Genomic DNA, 21,704 nt, shown 5'->3' on the forward strand with positions numbered 1-21,704 from the left:
TGAACCATTAATGCATCGAAATTCTAGAGTCCGCAATCCTGGGCGAATGTGCCAAACGAATTGCAAACCAGAGTCCAGTAAAACTCACCGCCTGGGTCTCCAGAATAGCAAAGAGCGACGACTCGCGGCGAATCCAAAGACGGTCGATAGTCCAGTGCAATTCCAACATCGGCCCCAGGGACGGCGCACACAGCGATAAAGATGCGTTTCTCAATGTCAATCCATGGCAAGTCTGGCGCATCTTCAACGGAACCAGCTCGCTCTTTAAAAGTTTCCATCATCTGTTGGTCGAAAGCGTTTGCACGAGAGTCCTGTTCCATGCGATCCAAAGAAAGAAAGTCCACCGGATCGTAAGTCGGTTCATAGAGGGGTGGAACAACTTTTCGTAGCACGTCGTCACCAGGATGCCGCCAGCGTCCCTGAGCGATCAGTTCAATCAGAAGTTTCGGAACGAGCAGTCCGTTGATGTATATCAAGTCACTTCAATCCAATATCGAGCAGAAACAAGCGATTCTGCGAGAAAACGGTGATAGCCGCAGTGGCCCAGGACAAATTGTATCTCGTCACCATTCGAGGATAAAATTCCCATGCAGAAATTCATTGATCGTCGGGGTCGCGTTTGGATCGTTGACATCGACAACACCACGCTTCGCCGCGTGAAGGCACTCACCGACGTGCGATTGCTGGACGCGATCGACGGCGATTTGGTCACTCGGTTGTCGAGCGACCCATTGTTGCTGGGCGATGTGTTGTTCGCGATTTGCAAGCCGCAAGCCGACCAGCAGGACGTTGACGACGAGTCGTTTGCCGAGGGGCTGGCCGGCGACTCGATTGACGAAGCATGCAAGGCATTGGTCGATGCGTTGGTCGCGTACTTCCCGGAGTCCCGCCGCCGTCTTCTGCGGAAGGCGGCCGACAAACAGAAGATGATCGAGACGCGCGGCTTGGCGGCGATCGAGAAACGGCTGGACGATCCGAATCTGGTGGACCGGATTGTGGAGGACCTAGAACGCAAACTCGCGGTGCCGACATTGAGCGACTCATCATCCGACTCGCCGGCATCATCGGAGTCGACCCCGGACCACTAACACTCCGTCAACTCGTCCAAATGGCGGAAGCGAAACGCCAGCACGATTGGCACATCGCCAGCAGCGTGATGGCACTGACCGCCGAAATCAACCGTGATCGCAAGCGTCGCCGGAAACCGTTCAAGCCTGACGACTTCAATCCCTACACGGTCACGCGGTCCGTTCCGGTGAAAGCCACTGTTGAACAAGTCGCCCATCTGCTTGGCACACGATTCCAACCCCGTGAGAACGATTCTCCATGTCCCAAGTCCGAGCCGGATTCGCCTACGTCGAACTGCTGACCAAGGATGCAGCGTTCGTAAAGGGTCTGCGATCGGCTCAGAAGCGATTGGAATCGTTCGGTGCGTCGACGCGGTTGCTTGGCACCAAACTGATGGGACTCGGCGCGGCCGCTGCAGCACCACTGGCCGGCAGCGTCGCCATCTTCTCCAACTTCGACGACGCCATGCGCGGCGTCGCCGCGATCACGCAATCGACGGGCTCGCAACTCGAGTCGCTCCGAGCGACTGCGAAGAAACTCGGAGCAACTACAAGTTACTCGGCCAGTGAAGTCGCGTCTCTGATGACCGAACTCGGTCGCGCCGGCTTCAAACCCGAGCAGATCGAAAAGATGACGGCCGCCGTGATGAACATGGCCCGCGCAACAGGCACCGATGCCACGCAAGCCTCGGGAATCATGGCAGCGACAATCCGCCAGTTTGGTATGGAAGCCGGCGAAGCGACTCGAGTTGCTGACGGACTGACAGCCGCGGCGAACAAGTCGTTCAATACGGTGGAGTCTCTCAGCGAGGCACTCAGCTACGCCGGCCCCGTCGCTGCTGACGCGAACATGAGTCTCGAAGAGACGCTCGCGATCCTCGGCACACTCGGAAACATGGGCATTCAGGGATCGTCAGCCGGTAATGCGATGCGTCGCCTGTTGACGATCAGTGCCGCCGAATCCGAGAAGTTCAAAACCACGTTCGGTGTCACGACCAAGGACGCAAAGGGCAACGCTCGATCGCTTGTCGACATTCTTGGCGAAGTCGCTGCAGCGACCGCAAAGATGGGCACGGCAGAGAAAGCCGAAAAGCTGAACGAAGTTTTCGGACTGCTCGGCATCACCGCGGCCAGTTCGATCGGCAAGAGCGTTGCCGATACCCGCGAGTTGTATTCCGAATTGCAAAAGGCAGGCGGGATCGCCGGCAAGACGGCTGAAGAAATGGAAGGCGGACTCGGCGGAGCGTTCCGAATCCTGAAATCATCCATCGAGGGAGTCGCGATCGCCATCGGTGAATCACTCGAAGGCAGCGTCACGATGATGGTGCAAGCCTTCAGTCGGGCGGCGTCGGGGGTGATCGAGTGGATCAACAAGAACCAAAAGATCGTCAAGATTGCTGCTGCGAGCGCCGTAGCCATCTTCACGATCGGCGCAGCATTGTTCGCTCTTGGTTCGTTCGCTGCTGTAGCATCGTTCGCAGTCGGCGGACTCGCGTCGATCTTTTCATTCATTGGTGCGTCGATAGGCGTGATCGTCTCTGCCGTCGGACTTCTCTTCACGCCGCTGGGCCTCGTTGTTGCAGCCGTCGCCGCGCTCGGTGGCTACTTTCTCTATTCGACCGGGATCGCCGGCCAGGCAGTCGAATACCTGAAGGGCGTCTTTGAAACACTCAAAGCGGATACTCTCGCCGCATTTGGTGCGATCGCCAATGCACTCGCCGCTGGTGAAATCACTGCCGCGACCGATGTGTTGTGGACGTACTTGAAACTCCAGTGGGTCAAAGGGACGACCTACATCAAAGGCCTCTGGGCCGACTTCACTCAATATATCTCTGACGTGTGGGCTGATTCCGCCTATGCGATCGGGGATGTTTTGATTGGTGCCTTGTCCGGGCTCGCCGGCGTGTGGAACAGCACGCTCGGTTTCATGGCTGATGGTTGGACGATCCTCACCTCGGCCGTTCAAAAAGGCTGGAACAACACGATCGGGTTCCTCAAGAAGGGATTTCTCAAACTCCACGAACTCGTTGACATCGCGGGCGACGTATCGGTGCAGATTGGCGGAGTGCTCATCAATGCATTGGCTGGCGTTGAGAACGCGTGGGTCGAAACCGTTGATTACCTTGCTGACACATGGACCGTGTTCGTCGGTCAAGTGAAGTCGATGTGGAATTCGACAGTCGGATTCCTCAAGAAAGCGTGGATCAAACTCAAAGGCCTCTTCGACGACGACATCAACGTCGATGTCGAAATGGCGAAAATTGACGCTGACACTCGAGCGGCCGATGCTGCGGAAGAGCAACAACGCCAGCAAGCGATCATCGAGCGTCAGCGCCGGCGATCGAAACGAAAGGAGCAGGTCGAGACCAACCGGGTTGAGATACAGAAAGGCATCGCCGCACAACTCGAAGCCCGTCGCAAGGCTCGTGAGGGTCAGGATATCGACGCTGACATGCGAGCGATCGACGAAGAGACCAATGCGATGAACGCGATCGTCGACCATTCTAAGGAACAACAGTTCCGCGAGAACGATGCGGCTCAGTCCAATCGCCAACAAATCATCGACGACACAACGGTCGGGGTGCAACGCACGCTCGATCAAATGCGAGCTGAAGCGAAAGCCGCACGCGAAGCAGGTCGACCCACGACTGAAGATCGCAGCAAAGAAAGCGACGAGCAAATCGCAACCGCACAGGCCGAGTTCGATGCTGCGGTGGAACGAGCCAACAACTCAACGGCCCCTTCCGACACTGAATCAAAGCCAGACGACGGTGCTCCCTCGGAACCTCCGGTCGCTCCGCCCAAGATGCCTGAGCCCGGCGCAGTCGAAATTCCCGGCGTCGATCTGCCCGGCATCGACGATCCCGAGCTGCAACCACCCAATGCGAAAGACCTCCGTCTCGACCTGAATCCAGATGCTCAGGCGGCGATGGACCAGTTCGCAAACGGTCCGGAAACCGACCGCACCGAAGTTGCTGGCAATTTTGATGCGAGAGGTCTGGGACTTGGCGGTGTTGCGTCGACGATTCCGCAACAGGCCCCTGAGCCACTCAAGAAGCTCGATCCGATTGCGGCAGAGAATGATCTCGTTGAAGTCATCGTCGCGCCGCAGTTGAAGTTGGAACCCGAGCAAGGTGACGAACCAAAGCCGATCGGCGATCCAGGCAACGACGTCGCCGACAAATCTGTCAATGCACCAAACGTCGAATTGATCGCGGGGGAGGCACCCGTGGTGCCCGCGCTGAATGTCGTCGTGAATGCGAGTGATCCGGCTGTCGCTTCGCCCGATGTTCAGACACCCGACGTCAACGTGCCAGCGTTGGGCACTCCCGATGTCACCGCGCCCCAGATCGCCGTTCCGGAGGTCAATGCGCCTTCGGTCGCGATCAGCCAACAACCCAACAATATCAATCTGCCGTCGCAAACTCCGCCGAGTGTCTTGGTGCAAACCGATTCGCAATCGGTCGAGACGCCAGTCGATCAGGTAAGCGATGTGAAGGTCGACTTGCGAGAAGCTAACGGTCAGCCCGAGACGTTGGATTCAAACAGTCCGTCAGACCTCGAAACCTCGCCCACACTCGACATCGCTGCGATTACCGAAGCATTCGCTTCCGTCGGCCGTTCACTCGCGGCGTTTGACTCTGCAATCGCAAACAGCACGTCGCAATTGCAACTGCCCGCGATGTCTGGCGGCGAATTCAGCGAGGACATGAAGCGGGCAATCATCCAAACCGCTGAGAACACTCGACGCCTTGTTGAACGTTCACAGTCGGGAGGGTTGGTATTTAGCTGATGTCACTCTCCACCGGTGGATACAACTTCGAGGTTTCGGCGCTTTCCGAAAAGGCGTCCCGCGGGAAATCGCACTCCGATTTCACTTCCTACGTCGCAACGAACGGCGGGGCTGTCGATCCGGCCGCCGCTGCGAGTGCTTTGTATCAGTACTACAAAGCGAATCACAAAGAACTGATCAAGTATCTGCAAATCGACTCGGAGTTCATCAACCAGAAGCACGCTTTGGTCAGCGTCACGATCAACAAGACCAAGCTCGATCCGGTTTCGTTCAGTACGACCGGAGCGACAACCCATCTGAATCAATCGCTGCAAACTCGTGGCATCTACTCCGCGCCTGGGATCGCAGCCCCCGTTTATCACGGTGCGATCGGCGTCAGCGATTCTGGCGTCGCCGGCGTTGACATCACTGTCCCTGCGTTTGAATTCTCCGTTCGCAAGAAGTTTGAGTTCGTTTCGACGGGATATCTGCTCGCCATGGTGGCGATGACCGGGCGAGTGAACTCGACACCTTGGTCAATCTTCTCCCCTGGCGAAGCGTTGTTTCTCGGCGGGGAAGGGGGCGAAGACGAACAGAACTGGGTCGACGTGACTTACCACTTCGCCGCTCGACCGAACGAGTTCGCGATGACGGTTGGAAACATCACCGGAATCTCCAAGCAGGGTTGGGACTACTTGTGGGTCAAACACGGCGAGAAAGTGGTCGGTGATCGTGTGCTGCAGGTTCCTGAGGCAGCGTACGTTGAACAGGTCTATCACGGAGGAAACTTCAACGTGTTGGGGATCAACTGATGACCCGACGCGTGAAACCAGGCGATCAATTCGCGATAACCGCCGCTGAATACAACCGGCTGCTCGTTGCTGCGGAAGCCTCGCATCGCAATCGACTGCCAGGCGGAGGTGGTCCTCGGACGCATTTGCGAAACGCCGCAACCGTTCGCGTTCACAACCTGTCGGCAACGACGGTCCTAATTGGCGGAATCGTCGGCTTCGAGTCGCCGCTGACTGATCCGACCGTTGGCCCGATGGAACTGGCCCGCTTCGTTCGCGACGCGACGATTGAGTGTGTGCGTCCGACGGAAGACGAACATACAGGTCGCGTTGGGGTCGCCATCGAACCGATCGCGGAAGACAAGGTCGGCCGCGTGGTGTTCGATGGCGTAGTGGCGGCGCGAGTCAACGTCGTCAAAACTTGGCACAAGTTTGCGGATGTTGGCGAATCGGCCGGTGACATTCTGCAATCGAAGCCAGATGGCTCGGCACAGATCCTGTGGCGACGAGACCTCAACCAACTCGACGACCAATGGGCAGTCGTTCGGGTCGGCCGACCTGCGGATCCGGTTTACCTTGTTGAGGTTCCGATTGGAGGTATCGCCGGCCGTCGAGGGATGCGGACGGGCAGTGCAGATTGCGACCTCTACCAACTCGACAAAAATGGCGAGATCGAAGCGGTCACGGATGCGGCTGGCGACACAGTACGAATCACCGCTCGAAATCACTCGGCGCAGCGTATTCGCGGACCGATCGCGGATTCACCGAAACAATACTTGGAAGTGCAGTTCGATGGTCAGCGATCTTGGGTGATCGACCCGCCGAAACAAACGCTTCTATGTAAACCGACGAAACGTATCAAGGCAAAGTCATGGGGAACGGCTCGCGAGCTACGGTTTGATGGCGGATGGAAACCGATTGGCCCTGCCGTCTCGGTTTACAACGTTTGCGACTACGCGTTGCTGGCGAGCCAACAGATCGTCTGCCACTTTCATGAAGACACGTCGGCATACTTGACGATCGGGTGCCGTTGCTGCGACGGAAGCAGCAGTTCGAGCAGTTCATCAAGCTCCAGCAGTTCGTCGAGTTCAAGCTCCAGCAGTAGCTCTAGCAGCGATTCATCATCCAGCAGTTCTTCGTCGTCGCCCTCATCATCATCTTCATCCTCGTCATCGGGAAGTTCATCGAGCAGCAGTGGCTTGTTGAGTAGTTCGAGCATGAGCAGTTCAAGCTCGTCGAGCATGTCGGCGAGTTCCAGCAGTTCCCTGTCGTCATCCAGCAGCAGTTCGTCTGGATCTAGTTCGTCGAGTAGCGGATCGTCTTCATCGTCGTCCGGCAGTCCGTCCTCCTCGTCGAGCAGTGGTTCGTCATCAAGCAGCAGTTCCGACAGTTCGTCCTCTTCATCAAAGTCCTCATCGAGTAGCGATTCATCGTCAAACTCGTCGTCATCCGACAGCAGCGATTCCTCCCTGAGTTCGTCCGCATCCAGTAGCAGCGATTCAAGCGATAGTTCCAAGTCCTCATCAAGCAGCGACAGCAGTAGTCAATCGAGCGATTCGTCGGTCAGCAGCGATTCGAGTACATCGACGAGCCTGCCAAGCGTGAGCAGTTCGTCCAGTTCAGACGGTTCCTCGTCGGCATCGAGCGGTTCGTCAGGCAGTTCATCGGATTCGCAATCGAGCGATTCATCCAACAGCGATTCGAGTGACTCGAGCACATCGACCAGTCTTCCGAGCATCAGCGGTTCATCAAGCTCCGAGGGATCGTCGTCCGCATCGAGTGATTCATCAGATAGTTCGTCCGATTCCCAGTCCAGCGACTCATCGACAAGCGAATCAAGTGATTCCAGTGCGTCGATCAGTCTGCCAAGCGTGTCAGGGTCCAGTTCAACGGCGAGTGATTCGTCATCGAGCGATTCGCAATCAAGCGACTCCGGTTCGTCGAGCGATTCATCTGCCTCGCAATCGAGCAAATCAACCAGTACGCCATCCATCAGCAGTTTGCAATCGTCCGCATCCGCGAGTGAGTCGTCCACCAGCGAATCATCAACATCGGAATCGAGCCAGTCCGAATCAAGCACGTCGGCAAGTGAATCACGCAGTGAGTCAGGCTCGGAGAGCGTGCCTTCGTACAGTTGGAATTCGTCAGCGAGCAGCGAAAGCGACTCTGAATCGAGTGAGTCTGAATCGGAATCCCAGTCGCACTCTGAATCAACATCGCCGTCGGCCAGTGAGTCGGGAAGCGATTCCCAAAGCGAATCAAGCATCGACCGCAGTTCGGACTCGCAAAGCTACTCAGCGAGTGCCTCAGCATCGTATTCCGACAGTGCCTCTGTCAGCGGAAGTCAAAGTGCTTCTACATCAGGCAGCGGAGCGGACTCAGGCAGCGGTTCAGGATCAGGCAGCGTAAGTGCTTCCGCATCTGATAGCGGCAGCGGATCGGCTTCGGATTCACGATCAACAAGCACTTCAGATTCTGGTAGCGATTCGCGAAGCGATGACTCCACCAGCGTGCCCATTTCATCAAGTGGTTCGGGTTCCGATTCAGCATCTCGGTCGACAAACGACTCGGGATCGGAAGGATCCAGCAGCGATCGCCCCAGCACTAGCGATGATCCGAGCGTCGACGATTCATCTGGCAGCGACAGCAATCAACCATCCGGAAGCAACGACTCGACATCCGAATCAGATCCACCCAGCGACGGTTCTGATCGTCCTAGCGAAAGTGCATCCGATAGCAGCGACGGCTCCGATCGGCCGAGCGAAAGCGATTCAACCGAGGAGCCTTCCGAAGACAGCAGCGGATCAAGTGAACCGTGCAACAGCACCTGGATTTGGTCGTGTGGCTGGGAATTGGTTGACAGCGATTGTGAAGACCCCGGTGACCCACCCAGTTCGTCCGGTTCATTCGATGGAGCAGTAGCGGGGATGACAGCATGATGCATTGCCCTCATTTAACGCCCGACAACCAATGCGAAGTTGCCTGCCAACTCGCCGGTTGTCGCGTGCAAACCACGCCAGTCGCCTGCAACGCGTGCCAGACCAACGACAACCCATGCGCGATTAACGTCGTCACGATCGGCATGGCATTGGTCAACAAGAAACGCCGCAAACAAGACGTTACCGAGTTGGAAGCACTGCTTCGCAACTACATGCCGGACAACGCCCTGATGCCGGCAACGCTGAAGATGAGCAGCTACCGGCCCGGCCCCGGCAACGAACTCAAGAAGATGATCGCTTGGTTTGCAAAGCCCAGCGAAACGTGCAACTGCGAAACCCGTGTCGACACGATGAACGACTGGGGTGCCGAAGGTTGCCGCCGAAACATTGACACCATCGTCGATTGGCTACTCGAAGAAGCCCAAGCAAGAGGACTCCCCCATGGAAGGTTTACAGCAAAAGTCGCCCGCAGTCTCGTCAGCACTGCCATCCGCAAGTACGAGCGAAAATTCCCCGAAGGGGCACCCGAACCAGACCAAGACGATCCGGAGGACGAATTCGATCGTTGAACGCTGCTTCCTAATGAACCTCGATCGGCGCGATGATCGGCTGCAAGAATGGATGCGTCAGCTTCCCGAGCCGTGGCCGTTCCCCGAACCCGAACGATTCGCCGCGATTGAGGGCCGTCGAGTCGCGACGCCCCCGCAGTGGCGTGCTGGCAACGGTGCGTGGGGGTGCTACCGCTCACACTTGCTGATTCTCGAAAAGTGCCTGCTCGAACACATCAACTCCTACGTTGTGTTTGAAGACGACGCGGGATTCGGCGACGACTTCTGCGAACGGCTGCAACAATTCATCGCGGAACTGCCGGCCGACTGGGGTATGGCGTATCTCGGTGGCCAACACTTGTACGCTGGCAAGAACCCACCTCATAAGGTCAGCGAACACGTCTATCGTCCGTACAACGTGAATCGCACGCATGCGTTCATGGTGCGCGGACGTGATGCAATGAAGACTCTCTATCGACATTTGACTTGGAACGATTGGCATTCCAAGCATCACATCGACCATCACCTTGGTCGATTGATCCAGCGTCGCTACCAGGCACTCGTTCAAGGCAATAACGTCCAAAAGGAATCCATCGCGGTTTACACACCCGATCGTTGGCTCGTCGGACAACTTCCGACGAAGTCCAACATCTGCGGTCGAAAGTGGAGTCAAACACGGTTCTTCAATGACGCCAAGAACGCGGACCACTCGGACGCACCGTTCTTTGCAGTCCTCGGCCCGCACCGCGCGGGTACGTCGTGCGTCGCGATGGTCATGCACCATCTCGGCGTACACATGGGCAATCAACTCGGTGGCTACGAAGCGACCGGAGGCGGCGAGGCAGTCGGACTGGCACAGCTTTGTGAAAAGGTGATGCGATTCCCGGCAACGGACCCGAATGTCAGCGACGAACAACTTACTCAAATGCTCAAGTCGTGGATCGTCAGCCGCAAATCGGAAGCAAACCGCGACAGAACGGTCGCTGGGGCGAAGTATCCGCACCTGTGTCGGTTCGTGAATCATCTTCACGCCGGGCTGGGTGATTCGCTGCGAATCGTCTCCGTCGAACGAGACATCGAAGCGTCGATTCGCTCGCTTCAGAACCGTAGCGAGAAACATCGTGGCCAATGGTTCGCGGCAAACGACGAGGAGTGCGAAGTTCTGCAGCGCAGTCTCCGCGACCACCGAGACAACTTCATCGCGGAACATCCCGACGTGCCGGTATTTCGGATCGAGTTTGCCGAGTTGTTGACGTATCCCGAGGAAGTGATCGGCAACTTGGTCGAGTTCCTGGGCATCACGCCGACACAGGAGGAAATCCAGTCGGCGATCGAACACGTCAATCCTGATCTCCGGAAGTTTGGGTGAGCATCATGGCGAAAAGTATTTCAACATCAGACATTACGTTCTGCATCAAGACGATACACCGACCTTGGTCCTGCCATCGTCTGGTCGAATCGCTGCGTGAGCACATTGCTAACCCAACGATCGTCGTCGTCGATGACGGACGACCGGAACTACGTTTCAGCGAGAAGTATCCGGAAACCGCCAAGCATTGCACGGTCATAAACCTAGATCGGCACGACGTGGGTGTTGGAGTCGGACGCAACGCCGCGATCGACGCAACGCAGACCGAGTACATCTTTTTGCTCGACGACGATCACGTGGTCACCGAGGACTTTCACATCGACCGGGTTTGCGAGTACTTCGCCACGCACGAACTCGACATTCTCGCCGTCCGCCAAGGCGGAGGCGGTCGCCCCACGATGCTTTCGCCACTGATGAACGGAAAACGCATCTGGATGCATCGCGGTGAAAAGAAACGCATTGGCACCGTCGCGTGGTGCGACATGGTCGGCAACGCGTTTCTCGCTCGCAAGGAAACGATCGCGACGCTGCGTTGGGACGAAGCCCTGAAAACTTACGAGCATTGGGAGTTCTTCTATCGAGCGAGTCATCTCTCGAAATTGCAAATTGCGGTCGCGACCGATTGTTCCGTCGTCCATGCCCACGTTGCCGGCACTGGCTACCGCGACCTGCGGGGAAGATCGAAGTTCCGAGCGATGGGGCTTCGCAAACACGGTTTCCATTCTTTGCGTTATCCAGGAGGTCAAATCGTCCGTGCGTAATCAAGCCACTTTCTGCATCAAGACGATTCATCGCCCGCATTGCTGTGCCGCACTCGTTCGCAGTATTCACGATCACTATGGCGAAAACCGTCCGCTGATCCACGTCCTCGATGACGGAAAACTAGAGTTGCGATTCTCGGCCGTGTGCCCCGACGAAGCTGCAATGGTCGATCGACTGATTGAAACCGAGTACGACGTCGGACTATCCGCTGGTCGCAATCGGCTGCTCGATGCTGGCGACACACCGATCGTCATCTTCGCCGATGACGATCATCTCGTTACGAATCAAACGCGATTGCCCGATTTGATCGCGACGCTCAACAAGCATCACGATCTCGATTTACTCGCCACACTCAGTAACAACGAGGAGCGTCCGCGAATGATACGAGTCGACGGGAGAACTCTGCGGATCGCATTCGGCAGCTACAGACAGCATCGTTCAGTTCGCTGGTGTCATTATGTCGGCAATTGCTTTGTTGCTTATCGCGACATCCTGCAAGCGATCCGCTGGGATGAATCTCTCAAGGTCGAAGAACACTGGGATTTCTTCTGGCGAGCCAAGATCGCAGGTATGAACGTCGCGGTCGATCTGAATCACTCGTTCAAACACGAACACGTCGACCCGCCCGGCTATCAGCGCCGACGACCGGAGTACTTGAAAGCCGGATTGGACACACACGGATTGGAGAAAGTTGTATGGAAATGAAACGAATCATTGCAGTCCTCGACTTGCCACCACGTCGAGCATCACCGAACGTGCGAGAAAGCTATGAGGCTGCCGCGAAACGATGGGGTGGGGAGCTGCTTTGGATTGGAGAGCACCTGCAACCTGTGCATCCGTTCTGGCAGAAGATGTTTGTCTGCGATCACGTGCATCGAAAAGTCGGGCCGGCACACGTGCTGCAACTCGACAACGACATGCTGATTCGATCGGACTGCCCTTCGCCATTTGATTTGCTGACAGCGAACCAGTTTGGATTGGTGGCCGAGCGTCAGGCTGCGAACAATCGCATCGACAATGGCGGTTGGCAACAGCGGGCTCACGAGATTTGGGCTCGACGATGCGGCGTGCGGCCAGCACTCACTTGGCTGCATCCCAACGGAGGACTCTATCTGTATGGCACCGACATGTATGGACCGATGTTCGCTCGCATCATCCGACATTTGATTCCAACTTGGGGTGCCAGCGACCAAGCCACCGACGAATCGCTAATTATCAACCAGCTCTACAACGACCATCCTGGCTACATCAAATTCTTGCCGCCCGATTTCAACGTCAGCATGATCTACTCACCCGCATGGGCAATCAATCCCGTCATGCAATCCTATATCTATCATTTCGTCGGTCGGTCGAAGGCTCACCTTGACGCCTGTCGCTGGCAACGGCGGGATCCACTGGAGTTGCCGTTTCCTGGTAACGCTCCGGCGCAAGAACTAACTCAGCAATGGTGCGACGGCCCGCCGGCCGAATACGACATCGGCCCGATTTTTACACCACAGCTCGCCGCAAATCTTCTGGCCATCTATCCAGAATTGATTGTCACTGGTCAATGGTCCGACGATCCAGACCGATTGGATCGACGCATGCTCAGTCATACCGAGACCGGTTCGTCGCACTTGGTGCTAACTCGCTTTCTGCTGCAGCTTGGTATTAACGCCCGACGTTTCCGCCTTCGCGTCAAGGAGGACGCTGATGCAACGCTTCAACTTGCCGGCACTTGAATACCACTTGGCACACGGTTGCAATTTGTCGTGCCAGCAATGCAGCCACTACAGCGACCATCGTTTGCCGGGCGCGATGCCAACGATCGAGCAAGCCGATGCCGACTATCAGAAGTGGTCGCATCGCCTGAATCCGACTCGGTTCGCGTTGCTCGGTGGCGAGCCATTGCTGAACTCTGCGATTCTCGAACATATCAAGCTCGCTAGGCAACATTGGGACAGCGACTTGATGCTGGTATCCAACGGATTCTTCCTGCATCGGTTTCCCGAGCTGCCGAAAGTACTCGTCGAAACGAGATGCCGACTCGAAGTCAGCCAGCACGGAACGCACGACGAATACGTCAAACGATTCCGCGACGTCAAACACCTCGTTTGGCGCTGGCGAGAACAGTTTCCCGGCATCTGCATCAAAATACGACAGTCACATCGCGGCTGGATGCGGCAATACAAGGTGGTCAACGGAAAACCAATGCCGTTCAGCTCACGGCCGGATGCCGCATTCAAAGTCTGCATGCAGAAGACTTGCACGCAGCTCTATGAAGGCAGGCTTTGGAAATGTCCCGCACTGGCCTACTACGCCAAGCTCGAATCCAAACTGCGTTTGCAGGACTTGCCGCAGTGGCAACTGTTCCGCGACTACCAAGCGTGTTCGCACGAAGCCACTGACGCTGAATTGCAAACCTTCCTCGAAACCAAATCCATTCTGCAGTGCGGCTTGTGCCCCAGCAAACGCACCGCATTCTCCCATCCCGATCCTTTGCAACGGAGTGCCCTGCAATGACGTATCCTTCCGACTATCCCAAAATGCCGCCGTATCCTTTCGTGCCGCCGTTCGATCCGCCCGGAAGCGAACCGCCCTACGATCCCGAAGACGACGACGGTCCAATCGTCCTTACACCGCTGCCGTTGCCGCCACCGCCGGTGTGGCCCGACGACTATCCGCCTGGGACGCCCGATCCCGGCCCACGTCCGCCGTGGTGGCCCGACGACTACCCTTGGCCGCCTCCACCCGAAGAACCGGTTGTGATCGAGTCACCGCCGCCGATTCACGTTTGGCCGCGACTGCCGCCGGACCATCCCTATCACGTCCCGCCCGGCTACTCGGCTCCTGACAACTTGCCGCCAGGTCACCCCGGCGAAGCCTATCCTGGCATGCCGGATTATCCCGTCGTCCATCCCGGCGATTGGGGAGATGATTGGCCGAGCTATCCAGGCTTGTACGACGATTGAAATTCGTAGTCACGCAAAACCTTATTACACACAAGCCAGCATCACGCTGGCTTGTGTCGTTTTGCATCGCCGGTATTCCATTTGTTGAAGGGAATGTACAACTAGCACTTCGTAACAAAACGTTTCGTTTCAACATGGAGACGCGAAGTGGCCAAGAAGAAAGCAACAAAAGCAGCCGTCAAGAAAACGCCTGCCAAGAAGAAAGCATCAACGCTCAATGACATCTACGATCAGGTTGCCAGAAAAGCTGACACGCAAGGTGTGAAAATCAATGTCGCTGAGACCAAGCGAGTGCTTGCATGCTTTTTCGACGTGCTCGAAGACTACAAACCGGCCGATGCGTTCGACTTCGTCGCCAAAGGCCTGAAGCGCGCAGGTACTCGGCGGCGGTAAGCGGTGTTCGTCTTGATCACTCTGGCTCCTTAGCTCCTTCGAGCATTCGAGACTCGGCAACTTTTTGCAACTCAGTCAGAATCTCTGGATAAGCGTTGGCCAGATATCGAACCACGCGAGCGTTATCGAGAAGCGACTTCAGGTAGCCGACCGCGATGACGAGGTTAAGAACGTTCTTTCCGTGGACTTCGTCGATTTGCTTGAAGTCCTTGGCCAATGCGTCCATTTCTCGTTCCATGCGTGCCATGTCGATCGACGAAAGGCCATCGACTTCGCGGGAGCTATCCTTGTCAACCAACAGTTCGGCAGGCGTCGCGGCAATCAAGCATTTCGAGTAGCTGTCCGAAAAGTTGCTCGTAGCGCACATCAACTCGGCCATCTCGATTTGTCGCATCGGAATGACCTTACGCATCTGAACGAAGGTTGCACTCGTTGCTTTCTTGCCCTTCAACAGCTCGACAGCCTCCGGACAGATCCCAACCAGGAGGTCTCTTTTCTTTCGGATCAACGCGACGTCGATGTCAAGCACGTCGGCAATCTGGCTTTCCGAAACCCCGCTCTTGACTGCCTTCATGATCATAAAGTGTTCTTGGATTGCAGAGAGACGGTTTACCTTGTGGTTGTAGGTGAAAGCTTCGTCGTCGAGTGCGACCAAGCATTTGACGGATTCGATCTTTAGCTCCATCAGCACTTCGTATCGAACGTTTCCGTCCAGGAGCATGAACTGTCCACGGTTTCCTTTCTCGCGATGAACAACCAGCGGTTCGATTAGCCCAATCTGTTTGATTGACGCAACGATCTGTCGATACTTCACCGTGTTCTTGGTGTTCTTTGCAATCTTCCGCATTGGAAGAATATCCGATAGCGGAATCTCGCGAACCACAGTCTCGCATGCTAGTTGTACTTTTGTGTTCATGTGAGACGGCCTTTCCGACTGAGTTCGGTCGCCAGATAGGCTGGCATGGTGTCCAGTTCCTCCGATCGCAGAAGTTCGACAAACTTCTGGTCCTCAACAAGCTGTCGAATGGCTGAGACGACAAACAACAATCGTGTTTCGCAGAGCTTCGACTTCTGGACCACCAGACGCTGTTTCGCCGACTCGGCTTGATATGTTTCCAGAAGTTTCTTCCCCGACACCACGGACTTCGCGCGTCTTGGCCCACTCCGCAACGACTTTCCATCAGTTTGTCGTTTCTCAATCAACCGTCGCGCCGCGAGAAGCTTCTTTCCACGCAGGTCGTTCGATTCGTAGGCTTCGGTCAACGCTCGTTGGATGTCATGATCGTCCGCGACCGCAATCGTCACGGCAACACTTACCGGAATCGGCCCTCGTTCCACCGCCATCACCAAGCGTTCCTCACCTCGCTGAATCAGCTTGACGATTCCGCGAATGTAAGAAACCGCGAGATCAGTTTTCTTCGCAATATCAGCGAAAGAATATCCACGCTCTTTCAACGCTCCGATTTCATGAACCATCTCCACGCAAGAAGGCTTTCGCCGAGCCAGATTCTCCACCAAGCTCATCAACAACAGCTTGTCTTCGGAGACGTCAATCACGATCGATGGGATTTCATTTTGCCCCAGCGTTTCATAGGCTTCGTATCTCCCTTGCCCGCAGACCAACAAAAACTCGTCATGGCTGCCCGGTTTCGGTGTGACGGTGATCGGTTTCTTCAACCCGATGTTGGCGATGTTGTTGACGATCTGGCGAAACTTCGTCTGTCCTCGATCGCGGGGATTGACCACCGTAATCTTATCGAGGGGGATCAATTGGATTTCTTTTTCGTCGGGCGTATTCATGCTGCCACCTCGATTTTTCGGCGTTCGGACAACGAAGTGAAATAATCGAGACTGTCGAATTGGTACGTGTCCAGGTAGACGCCGTTAGATTCGCACAACAGCAATCGCGGGGTTTGTATGTCCATGATCGGAAGTAGGTAATAGTCGGCTACCTGCTCGTTGGCAGCGTCCATCCGCACGAGGATCGTGATATCAGGGGCAACCTTCTGTTCGACGTTGATCATCCACCGCAGCGATCCTGCCTTGGTTTGCCGACAGCGAGATAGCACCATCGACGCACTGTATTCGCCATTGATCAGAAGCAGATCGGTGTCCACATCTTGGGTCACCGAAGCACCCGCTGCGCCCAGACGTGCCATCACGTCTCTTATCAAGTCTGGGTGCATTTCGCGGAGCTTTTGATTGATCTCGATGTACTCGTAGTCTCGGTCAGGTTGATAGCCAGCGAGTCGATACGCCCGAATCAAGCTGCCGAACCGCGTGCGGTACGTCGAAGATGTTGGAGTGTTGTCGGCTGCGTCGATCAGGCCAGCGGACAGTGTGGGATTCTGTTCCATCAGCGACCGTAGGCAGGTAATCATCTCCTCATCGCTATAGCACTTGGCTCGCTCGCGAATGATCCCTTGTGCGGTGTAGAACAGCTCCTGACTGACGACGGCGTCGAACGCACCGTCTTTCCGAATCCAGATGTCTGGTTCGTTGCAAACGCGACGCTGTTTCAGTTTGAAGGATGTTCGGTTGTAGACATTATTGCCAATGTATTTCTCATTCGTGAGCAATTGGCGAATCGTACCGCGATTCCACAATCTCCCCAGATCTGTGTTGATCCCCTCTGAGTTCAATTGCTCTGCAATTTGTCGCTCGCGTTGTCCTTCGACGACAAACATACGATAGACGCGATTTACCGTCTCGATTTCTTGCTCCGGGCCTTTTACGAGTATGACACGATCCGTCTGCAAGCTCTTGCATTCGCCGCGAGCAAGCTGGGCCTTGGCTTCGCCTGCCTGGTCGATCAGCATTCGACGAAGCCCGAACCCGGCCGGACCACCTTGTCGGTAACCGAGTTCGATCAATCTGCATTGCCCTTGGAAGACCTTTGTCGACAGCTCGCGACTGTACTCGCCGGCCATCGCCCGCTTAACGCTCTTGATGATCGTAGACGTTGGCCCACCGTCGTTCTCGAACTGCTCGGCACAGTAATGCACCGAGATACCGGCCCGTTTGCAAAGATACTCGTAATAGGCGCTTTCGTCGGCGTCTTGAAACCGCCCCCAACGACTCACGTCGTAAACAAGAATCGCTTCGTAGTCGGCCACTCCATTCTGTACGTCTGCGATCAATGCCTGAAGAGATCGCCGGCCAGCGACATTCAAGCCGCTTTTTCCTTCATCGGCGTAGGTCTTCACAATCTCGAAGCTGCGCTTTTTTGCGTACTCTTGAATGATGTCGTCTTGATTGGCGGTTGAGTACTGCTGGTGTTCGGTTGACATCCGAACGTACTGCGCAGCTCGAACCAGTTTCGTTTCAGTTTGATCTGTGCTTGCATGCATGACGGGAACTCCTGTTCTGTTGACAAGTTGGGTGTGTTACGGCAAATAGGCCGTGCGGCTGCACCCAGTATGTCGAGTCCCTGTTTGATTCCCGTTTGACTATTCATGATTCTGCGTTTGATCTGCGTTTGATTTTCAAGCAGTGATCAAACGAGTATCAAACGATAGAACCCAGAGTTGGAACCATCGATTGCGCTTGACAGCTCGGCCATGCCTCCCAGTGCGAGTCGATCTCGAAGGCGTTTTACAACTCCTCGGATACTCGAATTCTCTCTCGGGCCTCCCCAAACGTCGTCGAGCAGTACGTCATAAGAGATAAATTGATTCGGCGAGCGAGAGATGCGTTCAAAGAATCGAAATAGAAGATTGTTGCCGAGAAAGCAGATCCGGCCTTTCCACAGAACCGACTGCGAGTTCGGGTCCACAAGCGAGTTCGGCTTGGATCCGAATAGCTGGAACGTTTGGATCGTAATCGGTTCTTCGTCGGAACCAATTTCCTGATTGAGCAGCTCGATCGCCAGTTCGAGTTGCTGAACGACGATTGCGTGGCTCGAAGCAAGTGTTGCGAGAGCTTCCCTGATCGCTCGCTTTCTTTCAATTTGCACAGTAGGGACTCCCGACTCTCTCGATGTAAAACAACGAGATTCGTCGCGGAATTTTGCACTCGCCAAACTCTAGGCTAATTGGAAGGCGTTGCGAACGGCTTGGCTCATCCGTGAACGAGTCTCTGCAGAAATGACTTGTCTACGCATGGCGTTGCCATCATGTGCCGCCTGGATTCGAGCTGGTCAGCCGCATCTGAACACGAATTACTTCGACAGAGCATTTTTGCTGCGAGCGTCTCTTTTAAGCTAAACGAAATCCGGAATCCCTTGCAGCTAAGGACGTCATGTGAAACGTGATCAATCGGTGAAAGTGACGGTGCTTACATTCCTACTAGCGGACTTCAATCTCTGGCAACGCGGTGGATAGTAGTTCCATCGTCGAACGTGAGTCGAGAACTGAAAATTGCTGCCATTTGCCGGTAGGCTCTCCGGCTAGTTGCAAGATTCTGATCGCTTGCTTCGGCGCAGGAAAAGTGATTTGAAGTTCGCTCGTTTCATGATCCGCGAGGATCACTTCGGGCTTTCCATTCATTCTGCCCAACGCGATGAGCAGCCAGTTCCTTAGGTCGTAGGTAGCAACCGAGTCGTTTCGGCAATTGAGAGAGATGGACCTCCCGTCACTTCCTTTGATCCGAAGTAACGAGGGAATCCAGTGATGTTCGTTCTGTCCAGGTTGAGCAGCCAAGTAGATACCATCATCAAGCTTGGATGGGGATGTCCAACGGCTGCGTTCCGGCTTACGCTCGCCTCCGAAAAACTCGCCCGACCTATGGTTTACTGCTAAAACCTTTGTCTCGCTGACAAACAACGGACTGCCTTCCTGGTCGAGCTTGTTGAGATGCCAATTGAGAAGATCAGAGAGTGTGTCGAACTCCTGCGACGAATCAACCAACGACTTCCACTCCGGTTGCCCGAGCCAATCGTCGAACGATTGTTCACCCACTCCTATGTGGGCGAGGTCGTTTATGATGTCATCCGACGGACGAAAACGTCTCAAAAACTGGTTGGGATGATACGACGAAAAGCGATGTGTTTCCGTTGCGGTCGTTCCAAGTAGGACCGCATCCGTGTCGCTTAGTTTTATCCAACGCGACGGCATGGCAGAATAACCGCGTTGGTTCTCGACCTTCAAGTCAGCGAGCTCCCCGACGTCCACCATGCGTCCTGCTACCGATTGGATGGCCTTGTTTACGTCTCCCTCAAAACCGGCAGCGATTAGGAAAGGTTCGATGGCTTTCCGTAGTTCACGTCGAGTCGCCAGCCCATGACGTCGTACTTCACGACGAATCAACCTGGCGATTCCCCATGGCGACGGGGCGGACTTATCGTCGTCGGATTCCAGATGGTCGGAAAGTCCGAGCTTGCCTGCGAAGCCTTCTTGATCGTAAAGCGAAATGGAGGTCATCAAACAAGCTCCTTTTCGGCACTTTGAATGGCGGCCTTAATGTCGGCGAGCATCTCTTTACCCGTGGCTAGGAAGTGAACGTGCGAACGGGCTCGAGTGCAGGCAACGTATAAATCGACGAGCGAAAATCCCTTCGAGATTCCATCCAGGTCATAGACCACCACAACGTCAGCTTCGAGCCCTTTGAAGCTTCGGGCGGTCGTGACCAAGATTCCTTCGTTGCGATTCCAGGCTCGCGTGTCAGTCGTTAAAGCGACGCCGGCAATCTCAGAAACGTCGGCGAGCGATCCGTTCTCGAGACCACGCGGACCGATCAATACCAATTGGGACGGCTTGATGTCGTGTTGTGCGATCAAGTTTTCGATTGTTTTGCAGGCGATACCTTTCATCGCTGCCAGCGTGGGCACAGTGCTGATTGCCGGTTTACCTCCGAGCGGAGAACGCTTGAAGAACTTCGCGTCCGTTTTCGCGATCGTTGTGCTGGTGCGGGCGATCCAGCGACTATTGCGACAATTTCGACGCAAGCTGTATTTCGTCTGAAACGCGACTGGAGGCGTTGCGGGTGCCCACTCCCACAATCGTTGCACTGGATCGGCAAAAGCGAAGAGCGTGCCTTCTTCGGCGTTCTTCAATAATGCGCATTGAAGTACTTCCCACCAGCGGGAATGGAAATCTTGGGCCTCATCCATCACGATCGCGTCGTACTGAACCTCCTCGCCTTCTTCCATTGCGAGGTACGCCGCTTGTTCGATGAGATCAGGCACATCATCCACAAAGAACTTCGCGAGATCGCTGCTAGCGTCCGGCGGATCCCATTCAATTCCGGCGTCTTCGATGATTTCGCGAGCCAACTGATGAAAATGAGCGATCTTCAAACGCTTATCGAGCAAGCCTTTGTCAGAATGCCCATTCAGGCTACGGCGAAGGTGATCGGCAAGGTGTCGGTTGAAGCATATAAACAGCGTTCGCAGGTCATTCTTCGCCAAATGAACCGCTCGGTCAAAAGCGAGTTGCGTTTTGCCGGATCCCGCAACGCCAGAGACGTAGACCCGATTGTTTTCTTCGTACAGACCAGCGAGTAGTTCAATCTGCTCGTCGGTCATCTCTTGAATCTGTTCAAAAACATCGCTGGCGCTGCCAGCGATGGGACGAAACAATTTGAATTCAGGCAAAAGTGCAGTTGCCATTCGACGCCACTGATGATTGGTCAGTGGAGTTTCTCTTTGGGGCCAACTAGCCATTGCTTTTTCAATCGCCACATCCATCGTTTCCATTTGGCGGCGAGACAGAATCAACGACTCTTCTGCTCCTGGCGGAATGGCTCCGGTGTAGTTGTCGTGCGGGAACACAACAGCGTGACCATAGCTGTAGTGGTGCCCACATACATCGCCGGTGGTTTGCTTCTCGATCCGGTCAACGAGGTAGTGCATGCTGGCGCGTGCTTGTTTAAAGGGATCGGTGATGGGTTCGTAGCCGTGCTTCTTCTTTCGCTGCCAAATCGCATTCTGGTAGCGAAGTTCGCCACCCTTGACCTCCAGAACCAACATTCCCTTGTTTTGGTGCAGGACGATGAAATCGGCTTCGCCTTCACGCAAAGCCCCATCGCGATCAGGACGCAACCACGGATACGAATGCAAGACCACAAAATCGTTTCCGAGCTGTTCTTTCAGCGCGCGGTAAACGATTCGTTCCGAATCGTACGGAATGTCGTCGGGGTCGATATCGGGTCGCATGATTGCCATGTCTGTTATT

General features: G+C 55.3%; 24 protein-coding genes. 11 read left to right on the forward strand and 13 right to left on the reverse strand.

What is annotated here, in order from left to right; all coding sequences use genetic code 11:
• Window positions 1-23 precede the first annotated feature (23 nt).
• Window positions 24-476, reverse strand: a complete 453-nt coding sequence (locus CA13_RS09320) for a hypothetical protein (RefSeq protein WP_146395762.1) — start codon at window positions 474-476, stop codon at window positions 24-26.
• A 111-nt stretch (window positions 477-587) separates the two neighbouring features.
• Here CA13_RS09320 and CA13_RS09325 point away from each other — a divergent pair, with 111 nt between their 5' ends.
• Window positions 588-1,088 (forward strand): hypothetical protein, encoded by a 501-nt coding sequence (locus CA13_RS09325; protein WP_146395764.1) that lies wholly within the window; start codon window positions 588-590, stop codon window positions 1,086-1,088.
• Here the strand turns inward: CA13_RS09325 and CA13_RS09330 are convergent.
• Window positions 1,085-1,285, reverse strand: a complete 201-nt coding sequence (locus CA13_RS09330) for a hypothetical protein (RefSeq protein ID WP_146395766.1) — start codon at window positions 1,283-1,285, stop codon at window positions 1,085-1,087. The genes CA13_RS09325 and CA13_RS09330 overlap by 4 nt on opposite strands.
• A 41-nt stretch (window positions 1,286-1,326) precedes the next feature.
• Between CA13_RS09330 and CA13_RS09335 the strand changes: the two genes are divergently transcribed.
• Both CA13_RS09335 and CA13_RS09340 read left to right on the forward strand, forming a co-directional pair.
• Window positions 1,327-4,860, forward strand: a complete 3,534-nt coding sequence (locus CA13_RS09335) for a phage tail tape measure protein (protein ID WP_146395769.1) — start codon at window positions 1,327-1,329, stop codon at window positions 4,858-4,860.
• A complete protein-coding gene (locus tag CA13_RS09340; protein WP_146395771.1) occupies window positions 4,860-5,651 on the forward strand; it encodes a hypothetical protein in 792 nt (263 codons plus the stop codon). The genes CA13_RS09335 and CA13_RS09340 overlap by 1 nt, the downstream gene beginning before the upstream one ends.
• Before the next feature lie 176 nt (window positions 5,652-5,827).
• On the opposite strand, the gene CA13_RS09345 is transcribed toward CA13_RS09340, so the two are convergent.
• From CA13_RS09345 to CA13_RS09365, 5 genes are all read right to left on the reverse strand, one after another.
• Complete coding sequence (locus CA13_RS09345; RefSeq protein ID WP_146395773.1) at window positions 5,828-6,358, reverse strand: hypothetical protein; 531 nt, start codon at window positions 6,356-6,358, stop codon at window positions 5,828-5,830.
• Between the two features lie 263 nt (window positions 6,359-6,621).
• Complete coding sequence (locus tag CA13_RS09350; protein ID WP_146395775.1) at window positions 6,622-7,146, reverse strand: hypothetical protein; 525 nt, start codon at window positions 7,144-7,146, stop codon at window positions 6,622-6,624.
• A gap of 27 nt (window positions 7,147-7,173) precedes the next feature.
• Entirely contained in the window at window positions 7,174-7,896 is a 723-nt protein-coding gene (locus tag CA13_RS09355; RefSeq protein WP_146395776.1) for a hypothetical protein, read from the reverse strand.
• Window positions 7,897-7,974: 78 nt separating this feature from the next.
• Entirely contained in the window at window positions 7,975-8,280 is a 306-nt protein-coding gene (locus tag CA13_RS09360; RefSeq protein ID WP_146395778.1) for a hypothetical protein, read from the reverse strand.
• Window positions 8,281-8,574 (reverse strand): hypothetical protein, encoded by a 294-nt coding sequence (locus tag CA13_RS09365; protein ID WP_146395780.1) that lies wholly within the window; start codon window positions 8,572-8,574, stop codon window positions 8,281-8,283.
• Between CA13_RS09365 and CA13_RS09370 the strand changes: the two genes are divergently transcribed.
• The 8 genes from CA13_RS09370 (at window position 8,566) to CA13_RS09405 (ending at window position 14,592) form a co-directional block, all read left to right on the forward strand.
• Window positions 8,566-9,138, forward strand: coding sequence for a hypothetical protein (locus CA13_RS09370; RefSeq protein WP_146395782.1), 573 nt, complete (start codon window positions 8,566-8,568; stop codon window positions 9,136-9,138). The genes CA13_RS09365 and CA13_RS09370 overlap by 9 nt on opposite strands.
• Before the next feature lie 13 nt (window positions 9,139-9,151).
• Entirely contained in the window at window positions 9,152-10,486 is a 1,335-nt protein-coding gene (locus tag CA13_RS09375; RefSeq protein WP_146395784.1) for a glycosyltransferase family 25 protein, read from the forward strand.
• Window positions 10,487-10,491: 5 nt separating this feature from the next.
• On the forward strand, window positions 10,492-11,247 hold the full coding sequence (locus CA13_RS09380; protein ID WP_419194120.1) for a glycosyltransferase family 2 protein: 756 nt from the start codon (window positions 10,492-10,494) through the stop codon (window positions 11,245-11,247).
• Window positions 11,240-11,953 (forward strand): glycosyltransferase family 2 protein, encoded by a 714-nt coding sequence (locus CA13_RS09385; protein ID WP_146395788.1) that lies wholly within the window; start codon window positions 11,240-11,242, stop codon window positions 11,951-11,953. Before CA13_RS09380 ends, CA13_RS09385 begins: the two co-directional genes overlap by 8 nt.
• A complete protein-coding gene (locus CA13_RS09390; RefSeq protein WP_419194121.1) occupies window positions 11,950-12,969 on the forward strand; it encodes a hypothetical protein in 1,020 nt (339 codons plus the stop codon). The genes CA13_RS09385 and CA13_RS09390 overlap by 4 nt, the downstream gene beginning before the upstream one ends.
• A complete protein-coding gene (locus CA13_RS09395; RefSeq protein ID WP_146395792.1) occupies window positions 12,941-13,750 on the forward strand; it encodes a radical SAM protein in 810 nt (269 codons plus the stop codon). The genes CA13_RS09390 and CA13_RS09395 overlap by 29 nt, the downstream gene beginning before the upstream one ends.
• Window positions 13,747-14,199 carry a hypothetical protein gene (locus CA13_RS09400; RefSeq protein ID WP_146395794.1) on the forward strand — a complete coding sequence of 151 codons (453 nt, stop codon included), beginning with the start codon at window positions 13,747-13,749 and terminating at the stop codon, window positions 14,197-14,199. Before CA13_RS09395 ends, CA13_RS09400 begins: the two co-directional genes overlap by 4 nt.
• A gap of 147 nt (window positions 14,200-14,346) precedes the next feature.
• The gene (locus CA13_RS09405; protein ID WP_146395796.1) at window positions 14,347-14,592 is read left to right on the forward strand and encodes a hypothetical protein; all 246 of its coding nucleotides are present in this window, start codon (window positions 14,347-14,349) and stop codon (window positions 14,590-14,592) included.
• Between the two features lie 16 nt (window positions 14,593-14,608).
• Here CA13_RS09405 and CA13_RS09410 read toward each other — a convergent pair whose 3' ends face one another.
• The 6 genes from CA13_RS09410 to CA13_RS09435 form a co-directional block, all read right to left on the reverse strand.
• A complete protein-coding gene (locus CA13_RS09410) occupies window positions 14,609-15,508 on the reverse strand; it encodes a plasmid partitioning protein RepB C-terminal domain-containing protein (RefSeq protein ID WP_146395798.1) in 900 nt (299 codons plus the stop codon).
• Window positions 15,505-16,392, reverse strand: a complete 888-nt coding sequence (locus CA13_RS09415; RefSeq protein WP_146395800.1) for a plasmid partitioning protein RepB C-terminal domain-containing protein — start codon at window positions 16,390-16,392, stop codon at window positions 15,505-15,507. The genes CA13_RS09410 and CA13_RS09415 overlap by 4 nt, the downstream gene beginning before the upstream one ends.
• On the reverse strand, window positions 16,389-17,942 hold the full coding sequence (locus CA13_RS09420) for a recombinase family protein (RefSeq protein WP_146395802.1): 1,554 nt from the start codon (window positions 17,940-17,942) through the stop codon (window positions 16,389-16,391). The genes CA13_RS09415 and CA13_RS09420 overlap by 4 nt, the downstream gene beginning before the upstream one ends.
• Window positions 17,943-18,088: 146 nt before the next feature.
• On the reverse strand, window positions 18,089-18,547 hold the full coding sequence (locus tag CA13_RS09425; RefSeq protein WP_419194122.1) for a helix-turn-helix domain-containing protein: 459 nt from the start codon (window positions 18,545-18,547) through the stop codon (window positions 18,089-18,091).
• Window positions 18,548-18,878: 331 nt separating this feature from the next.
• Complete coding sequence (locus CA13_RS09430) at window positions 18,879-19,952, reverse strand: hypothetical protein (RefSeq protein WP_146395804.1); 1,074 nt, start codon at window positions 19,950-19,952, stop codon at window positions 18,879-18,881.
• A complete protein-coding gene (locus CA13_RS09435) occupies window positions 19,952-21,694 on the reverse strand; it encodes an NERD domain-containing protein (RefSeq protein WP_146395806.1) in 1,743 nt (580 codons plus the stop codon). Before CA13_RS09435 ends, CA13_RS09430 begins: the two co-directional genes overlap by 1 nt.
• Window positions 21,695-21,704: the final 10 nt, after the last annotated feature.

Source organism: Novipirellula herctigrandis (assembly GCA_007859835.1).
In the GTDB taxonomy this organism is placed as follows: domain Bacteria; phylum Planctomycetota; class Planctomycetia; order Pirellulales; family Pirellulaceae; genus Novipirellula_A; species Novipirellula_A herctigrandis.